The organism is Streptomyces sp. NPDC013187 (assembly GCF_042899705.1).
In the GTDB taxonomy this organism is placed as follows: domain Bacteria; phylum Actinomycetota; class Actinomycetes; order Streptomycetales; family Streptomycetaceae; genus Streptomyces; species Streptomyces hawaiiensis_A.
In genome coordinates, this window is sequence record NZ_JBIBAF010000018.1 from 154,501 (window position 1) to 173,633 (window position 19,133).

Annotated in this window: 24 protein-coding genes; 8 read left to right on the forward strand and 16 right to left on the reverse strand. The window is 70.5% G+C overall.

The features are described from left to right. Window positions 1-136 precede the first annotated feature (136 nt). From ACFY5B_RS32830 to ACFY5B_RS32845, 4 genes are all read right to left on the reverse strand, one after another. Window positions 137-1,009 (reverse strand): SAM-dependent methyltransferase, encoded by an 873-nt coding sequence (locus tag ACFY5B_RS32830; protein WP_389976644.1) that lies wholly within the window; start codon window positions 1,007-1,009, stop codon window positions 137-139. Window positions 1,010-1,136: 127 nt separating this feature from the next. Further along, window positions 1,137-1,631, reverse strand: coding sequence for a hypothetical protein (locus ACFY5B_RS32835; protein ID WP_389976648.1), 495 nt, complete (start codon window positions 1,629-1,631; stop codon window positions 1,137-1,139). Window positions 1,632-1,790: 159 nt separating this feature from the next. Continuing rightward, window positions 1,791-2,456, reverse strand: coding sequence for a polysaccharide deacetylase family protein (locus ACFY5B_RS32840; protein WP_389976651.1), 666 nt, complete (start codon window positions 2,454-2,456; stop codon window positions 1,791-1,793). A 50-nt stretch (window positions 2,457-2,506) separates the two neighbouring features. Beyond that, window positions 2,507-3,184: a glycoside hydrolase family 11 protein gene (locus ACFY5B_RS32845; RefSeq protein WP_389976654.1), complete on the reverse strand. Its 678-nt coding sequence runs from the start codon at window positions 3,182-3,184 to the stop codon at window positions 2,507-2,509. Between the two features lie 355 nt (window positions 3,185-3,539). Here ACFY5B_RS32845 and ACFY5B_RS32850 point away from each other — a divergent pair, with 355 nt between their 5' ends. Then, on the forward strand, window positions 3,540-3,695 hold the full coding sequence (locus ACFY5B_RS32850) for a hypothetical protein (protein WP_389976657.1): 156 nt from the start codon (window positions 3,540-3,542) through the stop codon (window positions 3,693-3,695). A 64-nt stretch (window positions 3,696-3,759) separates the two neighbouring features. Here the strand turns inward: ACFY5B_RS32850 and ACFY5B_RS32855 are convergent, their stop codons facing one another. The 3 genes from ACFY5B_RS32855 to ACFY5B_RS32865 form a co-directional block, all read right to left on the reverse strand. Then, a complete protein-coding gene (locus ACFY5B_RS32855; RefSeq protein WP_389976659.1) occupies window positions 3,760-4,020 on the reverse strand; it encodes a hypothetical protein in 261 nt (86 codons plus the stop codon). Between the two features lie 50 nt (window positions 4,021-4,070). After that, the gene (locus tag ACFY5B_RS32860; RefSeq protein ID WP_389976662.1) at window positions 4,071-4,451 is read right to left on the reverse strand and encodes a VOC family protein; all 381 of its coding nucleotides are present in this window, start codon (window positions 4,449-4,451) and stop codon (window positions 4,071-4,073) included. A 278-nt stretch (window positions 4,452-4,729) separates the two neighbouring features. After that, the gene (locus ACFY5B_RS32865) at window positions 4,730-5,107 is read right to left on the reverse strand and encodes a MerR family transcriptional regulator (RefSeq protein ID WP_062931093.1); all 378 of its coding nucleotides are present in this window, start codon (window positions 5,105-5,107) and stop codon (window positions 4,730-4,732) included. Between the two features lie 75 nt (window positions 5,108-5,182). Here ACFY5B_RS32865 and ACFY5B_RS32870 point away from each other — a divergent pair, with 75 nt between their 5' ends. Further along, window positions 5,183-5,911, forward strand: coding sequence for an SDR family oxidoreductase (locus tag ACFY5B_RS32870; RefSeq protein ID WP_389976665.1), 729 nt, complete (start codon window positions 5,183-5,185; stop codon window positions 5,909-5,911). A gap of 202 nt (window positions 5,912-6,113) precedes the next feature. Here the strand turns inward: ACFY5B_RS32870 and ACFY5B_RS32875 are convergent, their stop codons facing one another. Both ACFY5B_RS32875 and ACFY5B_RS32880 read right to left on the reverse strand, forming a co-directional pair. Beyond that, window positions 6,114-7,136, reverse strand: coding sequence for a HEAT repeat domain-containing protein (locus ACFY5B_RS32875; RefSeq protein WP_389976668.1), 1,023 nt, complete (start codon window positions 7,134-7,136; stop codon window positions 6,114-6,116). Beyond that, window positions 7,130-7,786: a HEAT repeat domain-containing protein gene (locus ACFY5B_RS32880; RefSeq protein WP_389976671.1), complete on the reverse strand. Its 657-nt coding sequence runs from the start codon at window positions 7,784-7,786 to the stop codon at window positions 7,130-7,132. The genes ACFY5B_RS32875 and ACFY5B_RS32880 overlap by 7 nt, the downstream gene beginning before the upstream one ends. 186 nt (window positions 7,787-7,972) lie before the next feature. On the opposite strand from ACFY5B_RS32880, the gene ACFY5B_RS32885 reads away from it, so the two are divergent. Beyond that, complete coding sequence (locus tag ACFY5B_RS32885; protein WP_389976674.1) at window positions 7,973-8,191, forward strand: hypothetical protein; 219 nt, start codon at window positions 7,973-7,975, stop codon at window positions 8,189-8,191. Here ACFY5B_RS32885 and infA read toward each other — a convergent pair. Next, window positions 8,188-8,412 (reverse strand): translation initiation factor IF-1, encoded by a 225-nt coding sequence (gene infA / locus ACFY5B_RS32890; protein ID WP_232024847.1) that lies wholly within the window; start codon window positions 8,410-8,412, stop codon window positions 8,188-8,190. The genes ACFY5B_RS32885 and infA overlap by 4 nt on opposite strands. Continuing rightward, window positions 8,409-9,203, reverse strand: a complete 795-nt coding sequence (locus ACFY5B_RS32895) for a GNAT family N-acetyltransferase (protein ID WP_389976677.1) — start codon at window positions 9,201-9,203, stop codon at window positions 8,409-8,411. The genes infA and ACFY5B_RS32895 overlap by 4 nt, the downstream gene beginning before the upstream one ends. A gap of 277 nt (window positions 9,204-9,480) precedes the next feature. On the opposite strand from ACFY5B_RS32895, the gene ACFY5B_RS32900 reads away from it, so the two are divergent. Continuing rightward, complete coding sequence (locus ACFY5B_RS32900) at window positions 9,481-9,939, forward strand: MarR family winged helix-turn-helix transcriptional regulator (RefSeq protein ID WP_389976680.1); 459 nt, start codon at window positions 9,481-9,483, stop codon at window positions 9,937-9,939. Window positions 9,940-10,656: 717 nt separating this feature from the next. Here the strand turns inward: ACFY5B_RS32900 and ACFY5B_RS32905 are convergent. Next, a complete protein-coding gene (locus ACFY5B_RS32905; protein WP_389976758.1) occupies window positions 10,657-11,556 on the reverse strand; it encodes a LysR family transcriptional regulator in 900 nt (299 codons plus the stop codon). 79 nt (window positions 11,557-11,635) lie between these two features. Here ACFY5B_RS32905 and ACFY5B_RS32910 point away from each other — a divergent pair, with 79 nt between their 5' ends. Next, window positions 11,636-12,643, forward strand: coding sequence for an EamA family transporter (locus ACFY5B_RS32910; protein ID WP_389976683.1), 1,008 nt, complete (start codon window positions 11,636-11,638; stop codon window positions 12,641-12,643). Between the two features lie 74 nt (window positions 12,644-12,717). Continuing rightward, entirely contained in the window at window positions 12,718-13,395 is a 678-nt protein-coding gene (locus ACFY5B_RS32915) for an NAD(P)-dependent oxidoreductase (protein ID WP_389976761.1), read from the forward strand. Window positions 13,396-13,455: 60 nt separating this feature from the next. Here the strand turns inward: ACFY5B_RS32915 and ACFY5B_RS32920 are convergent, their stop codons facing one another. From ACFY5B_RS32920 to ACFY5B_RS32935, 4 genes are all read right to left on the reverse strand, one after another. After that, window positions 13,456-14,478: a LacI family DNA-binding transcriptional regulator gene (locus tag ACFY5B_RS32920; protein WP_389976686.1), complete on the reverse strand. Its 1,023-nt coding sequence runs from the start codon at window positions 14,476-14,478 to the stop codon at window positions 13,456-13,458. Window positions 14,479-14,555: 77 nt separating this feature from the next. After that, complete coding sequence (locus ACFY5B_RS32925) at window positions 14,556-15,392, reverse strand: ATP-binding cassette domain-containing protein (RefSeq protein ID WP_389976689.1); 837 nt, start codon at window positions 15,390-15,392, stop codon at window positions 14,556-14,558. Further along, a complete protein-coding gene (locus tag ACFY5B_RS32930; protein ID WP_389976692.1) occupies window positions 15,389-16,402 on the reverse strand; it encodes an ABC transporter permease in 1,014 nt (337 codons plus the stop codon). Before ACFY5B_RS32930 ends, ACFY5B_RS32925 begins: the two co-directional genes overlap by 4 nt. A gap of 143 nt (window positions 16,403-16,545) precedes the next feature. Next, window positions 16,546-17,562 carry a sugar ABC transporter substrate-binding protein gene (locus ACFY5B_RS32935; RefSeq protein WP_389976763.1) on the reverse strand — a complete coding sequence of 339 codons (1,017 nt, stop codon included), beginning with the start codon at window positions 17,560-17,562 and terminating at the stop codon, window positions 16,546-16,548. Window positions 17,563-17,814: 252 nt separating this feature from the next. Between ACFY5B_RS32935 and ACFY5B_RS32940 the strand changes: the two genes are divergently transcribed. Both ACFY5B_RS32940 and ACFY5B_RS32945 read left to right on the forward strand, forming a co-directional pair. Then, window positions 17,815-18,801, forward strand: coding sequence for a carbohydrate kinase (locus ACFY5B_RS32940; protein WP_389976695.1), 987 nt, complete (start codon window positions 17,815-17,817; stop codon window positions 18,799-18,801). A gap of 25 nt (window positions 18,802-18,826) precedes the next feature. Then, window positions 18,827-19,129 carry a putative quinol monooxygenase gene (locus tag ACFY5B_RS32945; protein WP_389976698.1) on the forward strand — a complete coding sequence of 101 codons (303 nt, stop codon included), beginning with the start codon at window positions 18,827-18,829 and terminating at the stop codon, window positions 19,127-19,129. Window positions 19,130-19,133 lie beyond the last annotated feature (4 nt).

Sequence of the window (19,133 nt, forward strand, 5' to 3'; positions counted from 1 at the left end):
AGGGGCGCGGGGAACTGCGCGACGAGCGTGATGGTGCCTGGCCCGGGGTGGCTGAGGGACGGGGCCGGTCCGACTCAGGGGCGCGGGGAACTGCGCGACCGGCCCCCGCGGCGCGGCACACGACGACGGCGGGTCCCTACGGCTTGCGCCCGACCCCGCAGTACGCGTCCACAGCGGCGCCCCCAGACCCCGCACCGGCCTCCCCAGACCCCGCACCGGCCTCCCCAGACCCCGCACCGGCCTCCCCAGACCCCGCACCGGCCTCCCCGGACCCCTCCGGTCGCCACTCGGGAACCCTCACCACTCCCGGCTCCACCAACTCCAGCCCGTCGAAGAACCCGGCGATCTCGGCGACCGGCCGGACGTAGTACGGCACCGCCCCACTCGCGTTGTAGGCCTCCGACGCGGCGATCATGCCCTCGCTGGTCGCGGTGCTGTCGCTGATCACCAGGTGGCTGCCGGCCGGCAGCCCGGCCATGAGCTGCCGCACCAACGCGCGCGCCCGCTCGTAGTCGGCGACGTGACCGAGGGTGTTGAGGATCATCAGGCCGACCGGCCGGGACAGGTCGAGCGTGCCGGCGGCGGCCTTCAGGACGGCCTCCGGGTCGTACAGGTCGGCGTCCAGGTACGCGGTCCTGCCCTCGGAGGTGCTGGTGAGCAGCGCGTTGGCGTGGGCCAGCACGATGGGGTCGTTGTCCACGTAGACGATCCGGGCGTCCGGGGCGACGCGCTGCGCCACTTCGTGCGTGTTGTCCGCGGTGGGCAGCCCCGTGCCGACGTCCAGGAACTGCCGTACGCCCCGCTCACCGGCCAGATGTGTGACGGCCCGCCCCAGGAACCGGCGGCTCGAGACCGCCACGTCGACGAGCCCCGGGAAGATCGACTTGATCTGGTCGCCGATCTCGCGGTCGACCTCGTAGTTGTCCTTGCCGCCGACGAAGTAGTTCCAGAAGCGGGCCGAGTGCGGCTTGGAGGTGTCGATGCGGTCACGCAGGCTGTCGTCGGACACGGCGGGGCCTCCTGGGGGGTGGGGGAAGGGGACCGGTCCACCAACCTAGGGGAACTTCCCGGCAGAGCAGGGCTGTTGTTCTTCCCCCGCAGCGACCCGCCGTGGTGTTTCGGCCACGGCCCCGCCGCTACACCCCGCGGTGGGCGACACCGCCCATGTCTCCGCCACCGAGCCCGCCCTCGTGCCCGTGGCGCTGGGTGACCAGCCAGAACGCCCACGCCAGGGACCACAGCAGCAGCCCGGCGGCGATCGGCGTACCGAAGACGATCAGCAGCCCGGCTCCGATGTTCGCCCCGATGCCACCCGCGGTGAGGATCCGCCATCCCACACCGGCCATGAGCCCGAGCGCCACGAGCGGCCCGAGCACACCCCACCAGCGCTGGTCCATCGCCCCGCGCAGCGAGGCCCGCACGAGCACCGCCGCACCGGCCACCGCCAGCACCAGCGCGAGCCCACCGGCGACCGCGGCCACGCCGTCCCCGATGTCCCACGGCTGGAACGCGTAGTCGAGCTCACTGGCCGGCAGCCCACCGTAGTTCTGCTGCCCCATCAGCCCCCAGGCGGCCACAGGCACACCACCGACAAGCGCGGCCCCGGCCGCCACGATTCCCCGATTCGTCATACATCCAGGATCCGGGGGCGGTGCGGGACCCGTCATGAGCACGCGTACTCAAGTACGACGCACATCAGCGCATGCGCCGAATCGTGGAAGCGGCCACTGACAGTGGACTCCCGGACCCGCCGAGTGGCGCGACGACGTGGTCGCCGTCGCGCCGTGAGCTCACGACGGGGCCACCGCGCGGCCCGACTGAGGGGAGATCGAGCCTGTGCACAGGCCTCGGGAGGCCAGGGTCCGGGCGATGCGGGGGATGGCCGCGAGGGTGTTGGCGGGCCAGTCGTGCATCAGGATGACCTGGCCGTCGGTGAGTCGGGCGGCGGACTGGACGATCGCGTCGGTGCTCGCGCCGTTCCAGTCCTGCGAGTCGACGTGCCAGATGATCTCCGTCAGGCCGTACCGGGCCGCGGCCGACTTCACCGTCGCGTTGGTCTCGCCGTACGGCGGGCGGAACAGCTTCGGCGTGCCGCCTCCCGCGTTGGCGACGGCCTGCTGGGTGCGGGAGATCTCGGAGTCGATCTGTGCCGGGCTCAGCCGGGTCAGGTGCGGGTGGGTGTAGCTGTGGTTGGCGACCCACATGCCGGCGGCCACCTGCGCCCGGACCAGGGAAGGGTTGGCGGCGGCGTACTGTCCCTGGTTGAACATCGTGGCCCGCAGCCCGTTCCGGCGGAGCGCGTCGAGCAGCTTCGTCGTGTTGCCGGACGGGCCGTCGTCGAAGGTGAGTCCGACGTAGCCGGTGCAGGCGGCGGCCCGCGCCGGCGCGGCGGTCGAGGCCGTGACGGTCGTGACGGTGAGGGCCGCGGCCGCCACCGCCGCGAGAACGGCAGGCACAGGCCTCGTCCTCGCCACCGCCGTGAGAACGGCCGGGACCGGCCTCGTCCTCACGATCCCACCCTGATGCTGGAGTTGCCGCTGCTCCGGTAACCCTCGGTCGCCATGATCATGTAGTACTTGAAGTTGCCCAGGGGCATCCCGGCCCGGGCCCACGCGTCGAAGTGGTTGCCGGCCGTGATGGTGCCGCCCGTCCGCTTCGACTGCCGCACGCTCCAGTACTGGTCGAAGGTGCGGATGCCCTCGACGGAGGGGGCGTTGTACCGCGTCGTCTTGTAGATGTCGTACGTACCGCCGTCGCTGGTGACGGTGCCCTTGTAGGTGCCGGTGGGCCGGTAGGTGCCCCAGTTGTCGACGATGTAGTACTCGACGAGCGGGTTCGCCGTCCAGCCGTACAGGGTCAGATAGGCGTTGCCGGACGGGTTGAACGTGCCCGAGTACGTCACCGTGCGGCGGGCCCCGGTGCTCCAGCCCTTGCCGGCGACGAAGTTCCCGGTGTTGCGCCATGAGGTGCTGTAACTGCCGCCGGAGGACAGGGTCATGGAGACCGTGCCCGGCGCGTCCGTCCAGAACGAGTAGTAGTAGCCGTTGTTGGTGCCCGTCTGGTTCGTGGTGACGACGGTGTCGGCGTGCGCGGTGCCCGGCATGGTGAGCGCCGCGGCCGCGACCAGCAGCATGGTGCAGGTGCTGCTGATGAGCAGCCGGAAGCGGCCTGGTGACTTCTTCATGGGGTGCTTCCTCCTCGTCCGAGTGGGGTGGGTCGACGGGGGAGCTCTGTCATCGGGGAGTGTTGGCCGGGCCCTGCGAACTGTCAATGGTTTCGGCGTCGTCTGCGAAATGTTCGGGGCGGTGCGCGTGCGGACTGTCGTGGATTTCCGCTGCTCGTGCGGGGGTTGGCGGATATGGAGGAGCAACTTCCATGTGGTGCGCTGCCTTTGTCGTACGGAACACGGGATTCCGCTCATCGAATCTTTCGGAACATTTCCGGATCGGATTCCCGTCATGTCCTCCGCCAGACCGATGGCATACGGCCTCATTGCAATGCGCGAGAAGGTCACAGGCCGGCCCATGTACTCTCCGCGAGTGACATCACCGTCCGCCGCGACTCCCGCCACTCCGTCCGACGAGGACGCCGAGTGCCTCGCCCTCACCCGCGGTCTGCGCCGCCGAGGCGTGCTGGTGCTCTCCCTGTTCGCCCTGCTGTGGGCCTCGTCGTACCACCTGGCGCTGCGCGGTTAGGGTCCGTCCACGCCGGTGTGGCCCGGCACGGCCGGGCGACCGGGGAGCGCGCCTCCGGGTCGGCTCAATCAGCCGCGTAGGCCCCCGTCAGGTAGTCCAGCCCGGGATCGGGCGGCCCGCACCGGAGGATCGCGTCCACCGCCGGCCACATCTCGACGGGCACCGGGTAGCAGTAGATCATCCAGGGATCGTCGGCATCCGGCTTGATCACCTCTCGCAACAGCAGAAGCTGTTCACGGCTGATGGGGTGCTCCACGCGCAAGGTGTCGTCCACCTTGCTGAACCCCTCCAGAACCCAGACGCCGTCGGGCGCTTCGGAAGGCATCGCCTGGTCCTCAGGTGCTGAGCCAGGCGGCTGCCCGGGGTCCGGTGTCATCACAGCGGGTTGAGGCGGGCCTTGAGCAGGCAGAACTCATTGCCCTCGGGGTCCATGAGAACGTGCCACTGCTCCTCGCCGGTCTGGCCGATGTCGGCCGGGCGCGCCCCGAGCTTCAGGAGGCGTTCGAGCTCGGCGTCCTGATCGCGGTCGGTGGCGTTGACGTCGATGTGCAGCCGGGACTTCCCGTGCTCCGGCTCGTCCCTGGGGCTGAGGATGATCGTCGGTTGCGGGCCGCCGAACCCTTCGCGCGGGCCGATCTCGAGGGCGCCGTCCTCCTCGCGGTCGAGTACGACGAAGTCCAGGACCTCGCACCAGAATCGCGCCAGCAGCTCGGCGTCGCGGCAGCCGAGCACGAGCTCACTGATACGACATGCCATGGACGGAACCCACTCTCAGTGTCGGAACAGCCGGGGCGTCACGCACGGAGCTCTCGAGCAGCACACAGCGGCGACGCGCTCGCGACCGTACCGGGCGGGGCGAGCCGGTGCGAATGTTTTTCGGTACGTGCCCATGCCCGGGTGCGGAAATGCCGGGCGAATTCGACGACGTACCGCACATCAGACATGCACAAATCGAGCCGCCCGCGTAGGACTCCTCATCGCCCCAGCCAAGACAGCGAGGTCAGATCGCTGATGAGACGTCTGGCCGACCGCGCCTACGGGTGCGTGTCCGTGATCGCGATGACCTCGTCGAGGCGGTCCAGGGCAGCCTGCAGGTCGTCGACTTTGGCCTGGATACGGTCCCGCTCGGCGCGCAGCATGGCTCGTTGCCCGGCGTCGGTGTGCCCGGAGTCCCAGCACGGCAGGAGTTCGGTGATCCTTCGGCTGGTCAGGCCGGCGGCGAACATCTGCTGGAAGAAGCGGACGAGGGTGACGGCGTCCTGCCGATAGAGGCGCTGGCCGGACGGGCTGCGCTCCGCGATGAGCAGCCCCTGCTGCTCGTAGTAGCGCACGGCGCGTACCGAGACGCCGGCACCCCGCGCCACCTCCCCGATGCGGATCAGCCGCTCGCCCGCGGCCTCCGTGACGGTCATGGCGATTCCCCTCACCCCGGCCCTGACGACCAGCCCTTGCCTCTGACGTCAACGTCAGGTTTTAGCGTACCGGCCATGGACATCAACAACTCGGTCGCCCTTGTCACCGGAGCCAACCGCGGCCTGGGCCGCGCCTTCGCCCAGCGCCTGCTCGAACGGGGCGCCCGCAAGGTCTACGCGACGGCCCGCCGGCCGGAGACCGTGGACCTGCCCGGGGTCGAGGTACTGCCCCTCGACATCGCCGATGCCGCATCGGTGAGGGCCGCCGCCGAGGCCGCCCCGGACGTCTCGCTGCTCATCAACAACGCGGGAATCAGCACGGGGACCGACCTGGTGACCGGTTCGCTGGACGCGGTGCGGCACGAGCTGGAGACCAACATGTTCGGCCACCTGGGAATGATCCGGGAGTTCGCGCCGACGCTCGCCGGGAACGGCGGGGGCGCGATCGTCAACGTCCTCTCCGCCATGGCGTGGTTCGGGGCCAAGGGCGCCAACGCCTACCACCTGACCAAGGCCGCCGCCTGGGCCATGACCAACGGCGTCCGCCTGGAACTCGCCGAGCAGGGCACGCTCGTCACAGCGGTACACCTCGGCCTGGCCGACACCGACATGGCCGCGGGCTGGCCCGTGGACAAGATCGCTCCATCGGACCTGGCCGACGCGGCGCTCGACGGTGTCGAGGCGGGCTCCGCCGAGGTCCTCGCCGACCAGTGGAGTCGGGACGTCAAGTCCCGTCTGCCGCTGACGCTGGAAGAGTTCAACGCCGCGATGGACCGCGCCCTGGCAGCGCTGATGGCGGCCTGAGGGACCCTCGGGCCGCACGGACTTCGGTCGGCTGCGCTGGTCGAGGTGTTCGGGTACTGAAGGCGACGTCGGAGAGCCGTCCGGCCGAGCGCTCCCCGCACTGCCTGCACTGGTTCTGATGGCTGTCTGCTGTTGCCCTCCTCTTCCAAGGGCCAGTGATCCAGGGGTGCTTCGGTCGGATCGGGCTGCACGGCAATGCTCGTCAGCGGTCTTCGAGGGACCGCTTGTCGAGAACTGCGACAACCGCCGAGGCGACGAGGGCGACAGCGCTGTCGTCGTCCTGGGCCAGCCGGCGCAGGACCTCCCGGGCGGTGGTCCCCGCGAGCTCGACCAGCGCCTGGGTGAGGCGGATCCGCGTCGCGGAGTCCGCGGTGGGCGCGGCCAGTTCGTCGACCAAAGCGTTCGTGATCCGGTCCGTGCACCCGGGGTCCAGGGACAGGGTTCCCAGCACCTCCGCCGCGTCCACGTCGTTGGAGCCCTCCACCACCATGGCGACGAGTGTGGGCACGGCCGCGGCCACGCCCTGCCTGCCCAGAGCCAGAGCAGCATGCCTGCGCACCGTCGGGTCCGGGTCCCCGAGGGCGTCCCCGAGCACCCCGACGGCACCCGGAGCCTCGGGCATCTCGGCGATCGCCAGCACCGCGCGCCGCCGGACGTCGGCGTCCTCGGAGTGCGTGCCGGCGTGCAGCGTCGCCATGCCGTCGCCGCCCGATCGGGCGAGCGCCCAGCGCAGGGCGCCCGCGACGTGCGGGTCGGATTCGGTCAGGACCGCCCCGGCCAGCAGTTCGGCGGGTACCGGCACGTCCTCCGGCCGGGCCAGGACGACTTGCTGTCTGCGCGCGGCGCTGGCCGAGTCGAGTTCCCGCATGAGTTCGACGATGCGCAGCACCTCCTGCCAGTCGGTGGGCGCCGACGCGTCGATCGCACGGAGCCGCTCAAGCAGTTCCTGTTCCCGCGCTAGGCGGTCCTCCGTCTGCCGGATCAGGTCGCTGACCAGGGCGGACGGCGTGAGGGCCGGGTCCTGCAGCGCGCGCCCGATCTGCTTGAGGGAGAGCCCGAGGGACCGCAGGCTCTCCACGTGGAAGATCCTTCGGACGTCCTCGGCGGAGTACTCGCGGTAGCCACCGACAGTGCGGCCGGTGGGCCGCACCAACCCCAGGGCGTCGTAGTGCCGGAGCATCCGGGTGCTCACCCCGGAGCGGCGGGCCACATCACCGATCAGCAATCCGCTCCCTCCCAGGCCTGCGCAGCAGCTCGTTCCGGCCCGAGTGCGACCACACGCTTCGCCTCGTCGAGGGCCGCGTCGAAACCGGTCTCCGGGTGCTGCCTGAGCAGCTCGGTGGCACGGGCGTGTGCGGCCACCGCCGGGTCGGAACTCTCAGCCGCCCTCTCCAGGGAAGGCCTGATCACGTCACCGAGGTCGACCAGGGCCCTGCTCAGACTCAGCTGCACATCGCGGTCACCACGGCCGAGCTGCAGAACCAGATCGGCTGCCAGGTCCTTCTCCTCGCCCTCGGGCACCAGGACGACCGCGACGCGCCACGCGGTCCGCGCGACCTCGTCGTCGGCGTCCCGCAGCATGTCGCGGGTGATCCATGCCCACGTGCTCCTGTCGCCGATCTTGGAGAGTGTGTGCAGGGCCTGGCTGCGGGCCCGGGGCCGCTCGGAGCCGAGCTCCCGGCGGATCCGGGGCAGGGCGATCTCCGGCGGGAGACGGGTCAGCGCCCAGGACAGCATGTCTCGTACGAAGAAGTCCGGCTCGACCGCGCACCGCTCGACGAGTGTTCCCAGGAACACAGGATCGGGGTTCGAGCCGACCGCCAGGGCCGCCCGCAGCCGGACCGACGGGTCCTCGGCGCCCAGGGCGTCGGTCACACGGGTGTGCTGCGGGGTTGGGTCGGTCGTGTTGATCGGGACCACCTCCAGCGCCCAAGTGAAAACCTTGTCACGGTGTCAAGGTCAAGTGGTGACCGGCGACCGGGAGGACGCGCTCCCTCCGTGCCGGGCCGACCGGTGACTGCCGGCCGGGCCGCCACCGGAGTCCCGGCCACGGAGAACGCCGTGACCGGAACCCCGAGGTCAGCCACCCCCACGACCCGGGCCACCCCCACGGCCCGGGCCACCCCCACCCCCACGACCCGGGCCACCCCCACGGCCCGGGCCACCCCCACGGCCCGGGCCACCCCCACGACCCGGGCCACCCCCACGGCCCTGGCCACCGCTACGGCCCGGGCCACCGCTACGGCTGCGCCTGTCGGCGAAGAGGCCGCCCGCGGCTAGTTCCGGTACCGGAACACGATCCGCCCGCGCGTCAGGTCGTACGGCGGGAGCTCCACCAGTACCCGGTCCTCCAGCATGATCTTGATGTAGTTCTTGCGGATCTTCCCGCTGATGTGCGCGAGCACCTGGTGGCCGTTCTCCAGTTCCACGGTGAACATGGCGCTGCGCAGGCACTCGACGACCCTGCCCTCGACCTCGATGACATTCTTGTTCTTCGTCATCGCACCAGCTCCAGGTTGCTGCCCATGGGTTGGGCGCCGACGCCCTCGAACAGCGCCGTGGCCGCGCGGTTTGACTCGTGAACCTCGGTCCAGGCCGCGGTGAACCCGGAGCGGTGCGCCGTCACCAGCGCATGGGCCAGCAGGGCACGCGCGATGCCGCGACGCTGCTCGCCTGCCCGGACCGCGACCAGCCCGATGCGCGGCCGGATCGCCGTCACCACCCGGATCAGCCCCAGGTAGCGGTCCGGCGCCGCGGCCACCGCGTACGTCGCCGGGTCGACGACGGTGTCGCCCTCGGCGCGGGGCATCACCTCCGCGGGCATCGACTGCCACCACCCGACAGTCGCCTCGACCTCGTCCCGGATCGCGCGGTCCACCTCCCGCAGCAGATCCTCGTCCGCCTGCCCGGCGGGCACGATCGTCACGCCCGAAGGCGGCAGGACCCCGTCGAGCCCGGTGACCCGCGGGTCGGTCGGTACTGCGTACTCCCACTCGCGGCGCCGGACCGTGAAACCGGCCCGCCGCCAGCCGGCCGTCAGCTCGACGTCCGCTTCGTCGACCACCGTGTACAGCGGCGCCGGCAGTTCCGCCACCATCACCTCGGCGAGCCGGTCGAAGGCGACGTCATGCCAGGCGTCGACGCTGACGAACAAGCGGCCGTCGGGCCGGTGGTGCGCATGCCCGCGGCCGACCACCAGGTCGTCGTCCAGTGCGTGCCATTGCCTGTCCGCGACGCGCGTGATCGTCACCGCGTTCTCGCTCAGGCCGGATGCGAAAGGCTTTGTGTCCATCGGAGTCTCCCTTCCAGGAGTGCCTCGATCTCAGGCGCTCCTGGCGACACCGAACGTCAGCCGCCGGACCGTGACGGGTTGAGGGAGCACCCACGGGTAACTGCGTTCACGGGGCTCACCTCCCTACGGCGACTTCACGGTCCACCGGGAACGTAGCAGCGGGCAGCCGCGTCGCTCAAAGCCTTTTCCAGCGGGGCGCGTTCCTTGACCTCAAGTTTGGTTGAGGTTCTACGGTCGACCTCATAGAACCGGCTCGCCCACGACGGAGGTCCCGGACATGGAGTACACGCACAGCGACGCCGAGCTGATCGAGCAGCCCATCGGCTATTGGAGTTGGGCGGCCTGCAAGGCCGTCATCGACCGCACCCGGGCCGCTCTCGCCGGGATCGGTACCACCCAGCCACAGTGGTGGGCCCTCGCGCAGGTCGCACGGGCCGACACCGTCAAGACACGTGAAGAGGTGTCCCGCCTCCTCCGCAACTACCTCGACACCGGGCCGGAAACCATGGAGTCGGAGATCGACACGACCATCGCCCGGGGCTGGATCACCGAGGACACCGAGGGACGCCTGGGCATCACGCCCGAGGGCAGGGCGTTCTACGACAAGGCCGCGGCCCTGCAGGCCGAACTCCGGACGGAACGGCACGCGGGCATCTCGGACGAGGAGTACCTGACCACCCTCAAGGTGTTGCAACGGTTCATCCACAACACGGGCGGCCGCGCTTGGCACCACTAGTACATCCCTGCGAGGCACCACTCGGCTCCGGTGCGGGTATGCAGTCCTCAGACGCGGCAGTGCTGGGGGGCATATGAGTGGGATCGTCGGCCAACTACCGACGTTGTTGGGGGTCGTGGTCGGTGGCCTGATGTCCTATGCGGTCGGGGCGCTCACCGAGCGCAGCCGGTGGCGAAGGCAGCAGGAGATTCGCTGGGACGACCAACTGCTCCAGGCTTACAGCGATTACGGCCATGCGGTGAAGGAGTGCGCGACCCGCTACCTACGGCTTGCCGCCCACTGCGGGTTGACTGATCATCCGGCACCCCTGGAACCGACGGACGCGGAGCTGGAGCAGGCTGCGGCCGCTGAAAGCCGGCGGGCGGCGACGGTGGAGTCTCTGCACCTCCTGACCGATGCGGAGACCGCTGAGGCGGTGCAAAGACTCAATCGGTGCGTTTGGCATCTCGAGTGGCTCGCCCGAGGCCAGTTGGCGGGCGAGCCGTCGTCTTGGGCACAGGCCTTCCACGAGTACCGGGCCGCACGGGACGAGTTCTACGAGTGTGCGCGGCGAAGCCTTCGCGTGCCCGAGATGGGGCCCTTGCGCGAAGCACCTTGGCCTCCCCCTTGGCGTCCGGTAAGGGACCCTACTGGCAGGTAGCTCTTCATGGAACGCTCGGGGGCGGCGTCAGAGCGGGTGCGAGAAGTCGATGCCATCCGTGGTGCGGCCGTCGCGCGTCAGGACGCTGTCGGCGGCGGCCCGGCCCCGAGGACGTCGAGCATCGCCCGGGTGGCGGGGCTGGGGTTGAAACGGCTCCACACCAGGTACTCGACGCGATGCGGCCCGTCGACCACCGGGACCAGCGCCAGTTCGGAGTCGTCGGTGGCCCGCGGTCGGATGAACGCCGACGGCAGCAGCGCGATGCCGAGCCCCCGCGCGATCAGCCGGGTGATCAGCTCCACGACGCCGGCCTCGTACGCGACGTCGCGGACCAGGCCGGCGGCGGCGAACGCCTGATCGGACTGGGCCCGGGCGGGCGTCCCGCTCACGAAGTCCACGAACGTCTCGTCGGCGATCTCCCGCAGCGTGACCCGGGAAACGCCCGCCAGCCGGTGCCCGGCCGGTACCACCAGCACATGCTCGTCGTGATCGAGAACGACGCACTCCACACCGGAAGGCCGTTCACTCTCCGGCATACCGAGAAAGGCGATGTCGAGATCGCCGTCGCGGACCGCTGCCGCCAGCTCATCGCTGCGTCCGGAGCGCAGGGCGACGTGGACGTCCGGGTGCTGGGCGCGGTACCGCTGCAGCAACTCGGGCACGTCGACGGCGGCGGTCGTCACGATCACGCCGACGGCCAGTCGTCCGCGTACCACGCCGGTCGCGGCGGCGGCGTCGGCAGCAGCGCGGTCGGCGGCGGCCAGGCACTCGCGTGCACCGGCCACGAACGCCGCTCCCGCGGGAGTCAGCTCGACGCGGCGGCTGGACCGGGCGAACAGCTTGACCCCGAGTTCCCGTTCCAGGCCGGCGATCCGGTGACTGAGCGACGACTGCACCACGAAGCAGCGCTCCGCGGCGCGGGTGAAGTTGCGGGTTTCGGCCACGGCGACGGCGTAGCGCATCTGCTGGAGATCCACGCCGCCATCGTTCTGGTTCATGGTTGCGATGACAAGCATGTGTTGGACTCATGAGGGACCGGTCCTGAGACTTCATCACATGCATACCTCGACCGAGCGGGCACTCCGCTCGCCGCGCATCCCGCACGGGCAGCAGGTGGCCACCGTCGCACTGACCGCACTCGCTCCCGCGTCCTGGGGCACCACGTACGTCGTCACCACGGAACTGCTCCCGCCCGGGCATCCGCTGTTCGCCGGGATGCTGCGCGCCCTGCCCGGCGGGTTGCTCGCGCTGGCGATCACCCGGGTGCTCCCGCGGGGCGACTGGTGGTGGAAGGCCACGATCCTCGGCGCGCTCAACATCGGCGCCCTGTACCCCCTCTTGTTCGTGACGGCCGAGCGGCTCCCCGGCGGTGTCGCCGCGACCCTCGGCGCCACCCAGCCCTTGATGGTCGCCGGGTTGGCCGTCGTACTGCTCCACGAACGGCCGACGGCCTGGCGATCGACCTGGGCCGTGCTCGGTGTGGTCGGCGTCGGACTCGTCGTACTGGGGCCGCAGGCCCGGCTGGACACCGTCGGCGTCGTCGCCGGCCTCGGCGGTACGGCCACCATGGCCACCGGGATCGTCCTCACCAAGCGGTGGGGCCTTCCCGCGGGTGTCGGTCCCCTGACCCTGACCGGTTGGCAACTGACGGCGGGTGGCCTGCTCCTGCTCCCGCTCACCCTCGCGATCGAGGGGGCTCCACCGCGCATCGACACCGCAGCCGCCGGCGGATACCTGTGGCTCGGCAGCGTGGGCGGGCTGGTCGCGTCCACGCTGTGGTTCCGCGGGGTCGGGAAGCTGCCGGTCGGCATGTCCGCACCGCTGGTGCTGCTGTCCCCGCTGGTCGCGGCCGCCATCGGCATCGCGCTGGGCGAGTCACTGAGCCTGTCGCAGACCTCCGGCTTCGTCCTCGCCCTGGCCGCGTTGCTTGCGGCACAGCTCAATGGCCCGAACCTGTCGCGCCGCGTGGCACGTGCCAGACAGGCAGAACCCCCCATGCAGGACGACCGATCCCGAGAAGACCGGATGCGCGACGACCACATACGAGAAGGACGCATCCGATGACGATGACGATGACGATGACGATGACGATGACGATGACGATGACGATGACGATGACGATGACGATGACGACAGGCATGACGATCGCCGTACTGGGCGCCACCGGCATGGTCGGCAGCCGGGTGATCGATGAGGCCGGCGCACGCGGACACCACGTGCTCGCCCTGTCACGAAGACCCCCGAGCGAGATCCCGCTGAACCCGCTCGTGACGCCGATCGCGGTCGACGCGAACGACGCACACGCCCTGCACCAGGCGCTCGCGGGCTCCCCCTCCCACGGCGCCGCGGACGCCGTCGTACTGACCGTGCGGACCCTGCCGGTCGACGAGGAGTTCCTGGTCGGCGCCACCCGCACGGTGCTGGACATCGCCGCACGGCTCGGCATCCGCGTCCTCGTGGTCGGCGGCGCCGGAGCATTGCGCAGCCCCGACGACCGCGAGCTGCTGGTCGCTGACAACCCGGCGTACGTACCCGCCGGCATCAGGGCCGTCGCCGCCGCCGGGATCGCCCAGCTGCGAACCTGTCAGTCCCATGCCGCCGCCGACTTCGTGTATCTGAGCCCACCGGCCCTGCTCGAACCCGGCGGACGAACCGGCCGCTATCGGCGCGGCACCGACACACTGCTCATCAGCGCCGACGGCCGATCCTGGATCAGCGCCGAGGACCTGGCCGTCGCCGTGATCGACGAACTCGAGACCCCCGGTCCCGACGACCTCATCACGGTCGTCCACCGTGACGAACACCCGCCGGCGTGAGGGGAGCGTGCTGGATCCGTTCCGAGGGAGCCTTGTCATGAACGGCCGCGGGCGTGCCACCTACGGCTTGGGCGCGGGCTGCTCCCCCGACCCACGGACGATCAGGCGAGTGGGAACGGTGAGGGTGCGGGCCCGGGAGCGGTCGCCGTCGAGCCGCGACAGGGCGGTGGCCGCGGCGCTGCGGCCGATCTCCTCGGGGTCCTGGGCGACGACCGTCAGGGCCGGTTCCAGGGCTTCGGCGAGGGACACGTCGTCGAAGGCCACGACGGCCACGTTCTTGCGCTTGCTGCGGGCGAGTTCGGCGACGATGCCGAGCGCCATGATGTTGTTCCCGGCGAACAGGGCGGTGGGGGGATCGGGCAGTTCGAGGAGTTGGGCCGTCACGGCCTCCGCCCCCCGCTGATCGTGCGCGCTGGCGACCAGCGAGCGGTCGTAGGGGATCTCGGCTTCCCGCAGGGCGGCCCGGTAGCCGGCGAGGCGCTCGCGGCGGGTGTACAGCTTGACCGGGAGGTCGCCGACGAACCCGATGCGCCGGTGCCCGTGGGCGATCAGGTGGGCGACGCCCTCCTGAGCCCCCGCACGGTTGGAGCTGACGACGCTGTCCGTGGACAGGCCGACCCCCGGCCGGTCGAGGAAGACGACGGGCAGTCCCGCCGTACGGTGCGACTTGAGGTCGGAGTGGTCGGCGCCGACGGACGGCACGACGATCAGGATGCTGACGCGCCGTGCGAGGAACTGAGCGGTCAGGGCGCGTTCGCGCTCGGGGTCGTCCGCGGACGACCCCATGAGCAGCGTCAGTCCGCGGTCCCGGACCGTGTCCTCGATACCGCGGGCGACGGCTCCGAAGAAGGGGTTGGCCAGGTCGGGGATGACCAGCCCTATGGTCGTGTCCGGACCGCCGACGCGGATGTTGCGGGCCATGAGGTTCGGCTGGAAGCCCAACTCGGCCACCGCGGCGAGCACTTGCTCCCGCGTCCGGGCCGAGACGGGCCCGTCCTCGTTGAGGACTCGGGAGACCGTCTTGGCGCTGACCCCCACTTCTCGGGCGACATCGGCCAAGGTGGGTCGGCGGCTCGCTGCCATGGAGTAAACCGTCTCCTGGATGCTCCCGGTTCCGGGCCGCGGCCTCGGCCGGAACATGCGAGAGCGGGGTTGCGCTGTCAGGTGGCCTGTACTCCGGCGGCCTTCGCGGCCTCGGAATCCGCTACGACAGTATCTCCGGCCTCGTCGACGGTGAGGGCGCCCGTCATGATGGCCACGACCTCCGCCATGGAGTAGTCGGACGGCTTGATCACGGCAGCGCGCCGGCCCAGCCGGTGGACGTGGATCCGGTCGGCGATCTCGAAGACGTGCGGCATGTTGTGGCTGATCAGGACCACCGGCATGCCCTTGTCGCGGACGCGGCGGATCAGGTCGAGGACCTGGCCGGACTCCTTGACGCCGAGGGCGGCGGTGGGTTCGTCCATGACGACGACGCTGCGGGCCCAGGCGACGGCGCGGGCCACCGCGACGGCCTGCCGCTGCCCGCCGGAGAGGGTCTCGACGGCCTGGGTCAGCGAGCGCAGGCCGATCTTCAGGTCCGCCATGTGCTCGGCGGCCTCCTGGCGCATGCGCTTCTTGTCGAGCATGCGGAAGGCACTGCCGAGGACGCCCGGGCGGCGCAGCTCGCGGCCGAGGAACATGTTCGAGGCGATGTCCATGGACGCCGCCACGGCGAGGTCCTGGTAGACCGTTTCGATGCCGTGGGCGCGTGCGCTCTGTGGGCCGGAGAACTGGATCGGCTCGCCGTGCAGGCGTATCTCCCCCTCGTCCGGCACCACCGCTCCGGTGAGGGCCTTGATGAGGCTGGTCTTGCCGGCGCCGTTGTCGCCGATGACGGCGAGGACCTCGCCGGGCAGCAGGTCGAAGTCGGCGCCGTCGATGGCGGTGACCTGGCCGTAGCGCTTGACGAGACCGCGAGCCTGCAGCACGGGGGTCTCGGTGGTGGTCGTGGTCATCGGGCCTTCCTCCGGGAGATCTGATCGACGGTCACCGCGAGGATCACCAGGACGCCGGTGATCAGGGTCTGGTAGATCGAGGCGACACCCATCAGCTGGAGCCCGTTGCGGAAGACGCCGACGATGAGGACGCCGATGAACGTGCCCAGGACCGAGCCGCGTCCGCCGAAGAGGCTGGTGCCGCCGAGCACCACGGCGGTGATGCTGTCGAGGTTGTCGGTCTGCCCGGCCTGCGGATCGCCGACCCCGGTGCGGGAGATGAGCAGCAGGGCGGCGACGCCGTAGAGGAGACCGGCCACGGTGTAGACGCCGATGGTCAGCCGGGAGGTGCGGATGCCGTTCAGCCGCGCCGCTTCCGGGCTGTTGCCCAGCGCGTAGACGTGCCGGCCCCAGCCGGTGCTGCTCAGCGCGTAGGCGAGGAGGAGGAACAGGGCGATGGTGACCAGCGAGCCGTAGGTGATGTCGGTCCTGCCGAGCGGGAAGGTCTGCCCGAGGGCCGTCAGCGGGCCGGGCAGGTTGCTGACCGTCTGCTCCTCGGAGTAGATGTGCGTCAGCGCGAACGCCACGTTGAGCATGCCGAGGGTGACGATGAACGGCGGCAGCGGGATCTTCTGCACGAGTGCCCCGTTGAGCATGCCGAAGCCGCCGCAGACGACCAGGCCCAGCGCGATCGCGGCGAGCGGCGGCAAGGAGCCCTCGGCGGCCATCTTCGCGATCACGATGCTGCCGAACGCCATCACCGCTCCGCAGGACAGGTCGATGCCCGCGGTGAGGATGATGAGTGTCTGGCCGATGGCCAGCGTGCCGACGACCATGACCTGCTGGACGATCAGCGAGAAGTTCCCGCCGGTGAGGAACTGGTCGGTCGAGGCGGAGAAGAAGACACAGGCCAGGAGGAGGGCGATCAGCGGGCCGGTGGTCGGTTGGGTGAGCAGTCTGCGGACCGCGGTCGGCGCTTTGAGCTCGGCGTACGGCGTGGACGTGGAGGGAGGCGTGGACGTGGCAGTCATGCGAGGTCCTTGTCGGAAGACAGAAGTCCGTGTCCGTCCTTGTCGGGCGGCAGGAGGACGAGGAGGCGGCCGTCCCCGTCGGGGAGGAGGGGCCGGCCGCCGAGCCGAGGGGTGTCGAACGGTGACAGCGGGGAGCCGGCGGCTCAGCCCCAGCAGTTGTCCAGGCCGTAGGCGGTGTCCTTGGAAGCGACCCCGTCCTGTGCCTTGTCGCTGATCAGGGTGACCCCGGTGTCGGTGTAACCCGACGCCTTCTTGCCGTCCTTGGCGTACGTCACGACGGCCTTGACGCCCTCGGCGGCCATCTTCAGCGGGTACTGCTGCGAGGTCGCGGCGATCTTGCCGTCCTTGACGGCCCGGGTGCCGGTGCAGCCGCCGTCGACGGAGACGATCAGGACGTCCTTCTCCCGGCCCTTGGCCTTGAGCGCGGTGTACGCGCCCAGCGCGGCGGGCTCGTTGATGGTGTAGACGACGTTGATGCCGGGTTCCTTCTGGAGGCAGTTCTCCATCGCCGTCTGGCCCTTGGACTGGTCGCCGCCGGTGTCCTGAGCACAGGCGACGTCCTTGTCGGTGGCGCCGAAGCCCTTGAGGAAACCGTTGTGCCGCTGGACGCCGACGGACACACCCGGCGCGAGGTCGAGGGCCGCTATCTTCGCGGTCTTGCCCTTCATCGCGGCCTTGGCGTACTCGCCGATCAGCTCACCGGCCTTGAGGTTGTCGGTGGCGAAGAGGGCGTCGACCGCGCTCTCCGGCTCGGTCGGGGTGTCCAGGGCGATGACCAGGACACCCTTGGCCTTGGCCTTCTCGATCGCGGGCACGATCGCCTTGGAGTCGCTCGGGGTGATCAGGATGCCCTTCACACCGGCGGCGACCATGTTCTCGATCGCGGTGACCTGCCCGGCGTTGTCGCCGTCGAACTTCCCGGCCGCGGTCATGAGCTTGACGCCTTCGGCCTTCGCGGTCTTCTCCGCGCCCTCCTTCATCTTGACGAAGAACGGGTTGGTGTCCGTCTTGGTGATCAGACCGACCTTGACCTCGCCCGAGCCGGTGCTCGTGCTGCCCGATCCCGATCCGGATCCACAGGCGGTCAGGGTGAGGGCCGCGATGCCCGTGCACGCGGCGGCTCTGAGCAGGGAGGAGGGCAGACGAGAGGTGCGTGACATGAACGACTCCAGCGGGATGTCGGGCGGGGTGGTCGGCAGCGGGGCCTGCCGTCCCGCGATGTCAACGATGACTGATGTCATCGTTGACACTGCTTGGCGAGGATGATGGACTCCGCTCACCGGCAACGTCAATGCCTTGCACTCGTCACAAATCGGCAACGCCCCTCGGCGGTCGCCCGCCCCGAAGCCGCCCCTCGCCATGCCCGGGTCGTGCCCGTTTCCGCGCCGCGCGTCCCCAGAGAAGAGCAGCCCATGAGCCCGAGCCAGATCACCGTCCTCGGAGAATGTGTCGCCGACGCCTTCACCGAGCCCGCACCCGCCCGGAACGAACTCGCCCTGCGCGTCCTGCCGGGCGGCGGGCCGGCCAACACGGCGGTGGCCCTGGCCCGCCTGGGCACCCCGTCCCGCTTCCTCGCCCGGCTGTCCGGCGACGTGTTCGGCCGCCTCTTCCGCGCCCACCTCGAGGCATCCGGCGTGGACCTCTCGCACGCCGTCGAGGCCGCCGAGCCCAGCACCCTCGCCGTGGCCGAACTGGACGCCCACGGCCAGGCCGCGTTCTCCTTCCACGCCCAGGCCACCGCCGACTGGCAGTGGACGACCGCGGAACTGGCCCGGGTGGACCTGGCCGGCACCGCCTGTGTGCACACCGGTTCGCTGGCCCTGGTCCGGCAACCGGGAGCGGCGGTGGTGGAGGACTTCCTGGCAGCGGCCGCTCCCCGGGCCACCATCAGCATCGACCCCAACGTCCGCCCGCTCCTGGTGCGCCCCGAGGTCTACCGCGCCCGGCTGGCGCACTGGTGCGGCCTCGCGGACGTGCTGCGGCTGAGCGAGGACGACCTGGATCTCCTCCTGCCCGGAACACCGCCCGAGCAGGCGTGCGACACCTGGCATGCGGCGGGGGCACGGCTCGTGGTGATCACGCGCGGCGCCGGCGGAGCCCTGGCATCACTCGACGGGGAGCGGGTGCGGGTGCCGGCGGTGGCCACGCCGGTCGTCGACACGGTCGGTGCGGGGGACTCCTTCACGGCAGGCCTGCTGCACCACCTCGGCACCCATGGACTCCTCGGCGGCAGACTGACGGACCTGCGCATCGCCGACGTCGAGGCCGCCTGCCTGTTCGCCGTGCAGGTGGCAGCCCTGACCTGCTCGGTCGCCGGCCCCAACCCGCCCTGGCGGGACCAGCTGACGCGGCTCACGCCGGACGCCTCCACGGCCCGGCACCTCGACTCCACCCACTGAACCCCACGGACAAGGACGCAAGACCATGACGAAGACCCTGCTCGCCGAATTCACCGCCCGGGAGGGAGCGGAGGACGAGGTCGCCCGCCTGATCCAGGACTACGCCCTGAAGGTGCGCGAGGAGGAAGGCAACCTGGCCTTCGACGTCTACACGAAGGCGGCCGCCCCGCGCGCCTACTGGATCTTCGAGGTCTACCGCGACGAGGACGCCTTCCAGGCACACCTGAACGCCCCGTACGGAGGCCCGTTCAACGCCGCGCTCACTCCGCTGATCGAGGAGGACGCCTCCGTACTGACGTTCCTCGACCCACTGGCCGTGCGTCCCTGACGGA

Coding starts and splice junctions, on each gene's coding strand:
- ACFY5B_RS32855 (WP_389976659.1), bottom strand. CDS start 4,020: ATGCCTTCCGAAGCGCCCGACGGCGTCTGGGTTCTGGAGGGGTTCAGC.
- ACFY5B_RS32865 (WP_062931093.1), bottom strand. CDS start 5,107: ATGACCGTCACGGAGGCCGCGGGCGAGCGGCTGATCCGCATCGGGGAG.
- ACFY5B_RS32835 (WP_389976648.1), bottom strand. CDS start 1,631: ATGACGAATCGGGGAATCGTGGCGGCCGGGGCCGCGCTTGTCGGTGGT.
- ACFY5B_RS32925 (WP_389976689.1), bottom strand. CDS start 15,392: ATGACCACGACCACCACCGAGACCCCCGTGCTGCAGGCTCGCGGTCTC.
- ACFY5B_RS32845 (WP_389976654.1), bottom strand. CDS start 3,184: ATGAAGAAGTCACCAGGCCGCTTCCGGCTGCTCATCAGCAGCACCTGC.
- ACFY5B_RS32900 (WP_389976680.1), top strand. CDS start 9,481: ATGGAGTACACGCACAGCGACGCCGAGCTGATCGAGCAGCCCATCGGC.
- ACFY5B_RS32910 (WP_389976683.1), top strand. CDS start 11,636: ATGCATACCTCGACCGAGCGGGCACTCCGCTCGCCGCGCATCCCGCAC.
- ACFY5B_RS32870 (WP_389976665.1), top strand. CDS start 5,183: ATGGACATCAACAACTCGGTCGCCCTTGTCACCGGAGCCAACCGCGGC.
- ACFY5B_RS32920 (WP_389976686.1), bottom strand. CDS start 14,478: ATGGCAGCGAGCCGCCGACCCACCTTGGCCGATGTCGCCCGAGAAGTG.
- ACFY5B_RS32860 (WP_389976662.1), bottom strand. CDS start 4,451: ATGGCATGTCGTATCAGTGAGCTCGTGCTCGGCTGCCGCGACGCCGAG.
- ACFY5B_RS32940 (WP_389976695.1), top strand. CDS start 17,815: ATGAGCCCGAGCCAGATCACCGTCCTCGGAGAATGTGTCGCCGACGCC.
- ACFY5B_RS32935 (WP_389976763.1), bottom strand. CDS start 17,562: ATGTCACGCACCTCTCGTCTGCCCTCCTCCCTGCTCAGAGCCGCCGCG.
- ACFY5B_RS32930 (WP_389976692.1), bottom strand. CDS start 16,402: ATGACTGCCACGTCCACGCCTCCCTCCACGTCCACGCCGTACGCCGAG.
- infA (WP_232024847.1), bottom strand. CDS start 8,412: ATGACGAAGAACAAGAATGTCATCGAGGTCGAGGGCAGGGTCGTCGAG.
- ACFY5B_RS32915 (WP_389976761.1), top strand. CDS start 12,718: ATGACGATCGCCGTACTGGGCGCCACCGGCATGGTCGGCAGCCGGGTG.
- ACFY5B_RS32945 (WP_389976698.1), top strand. CDS start 18,827: ATGACGAAGACCCTGCTCGCCGAATTCACCGCCCGGGAGGGAGCGGAG.
- ACFY5B_RS32895 (WP_389976677.1), bottom strand. CDS start 9,203: ATGGACACAAAGCCTTTCGCATCCGGCCTGAGCGAGAACGCGGTGACG.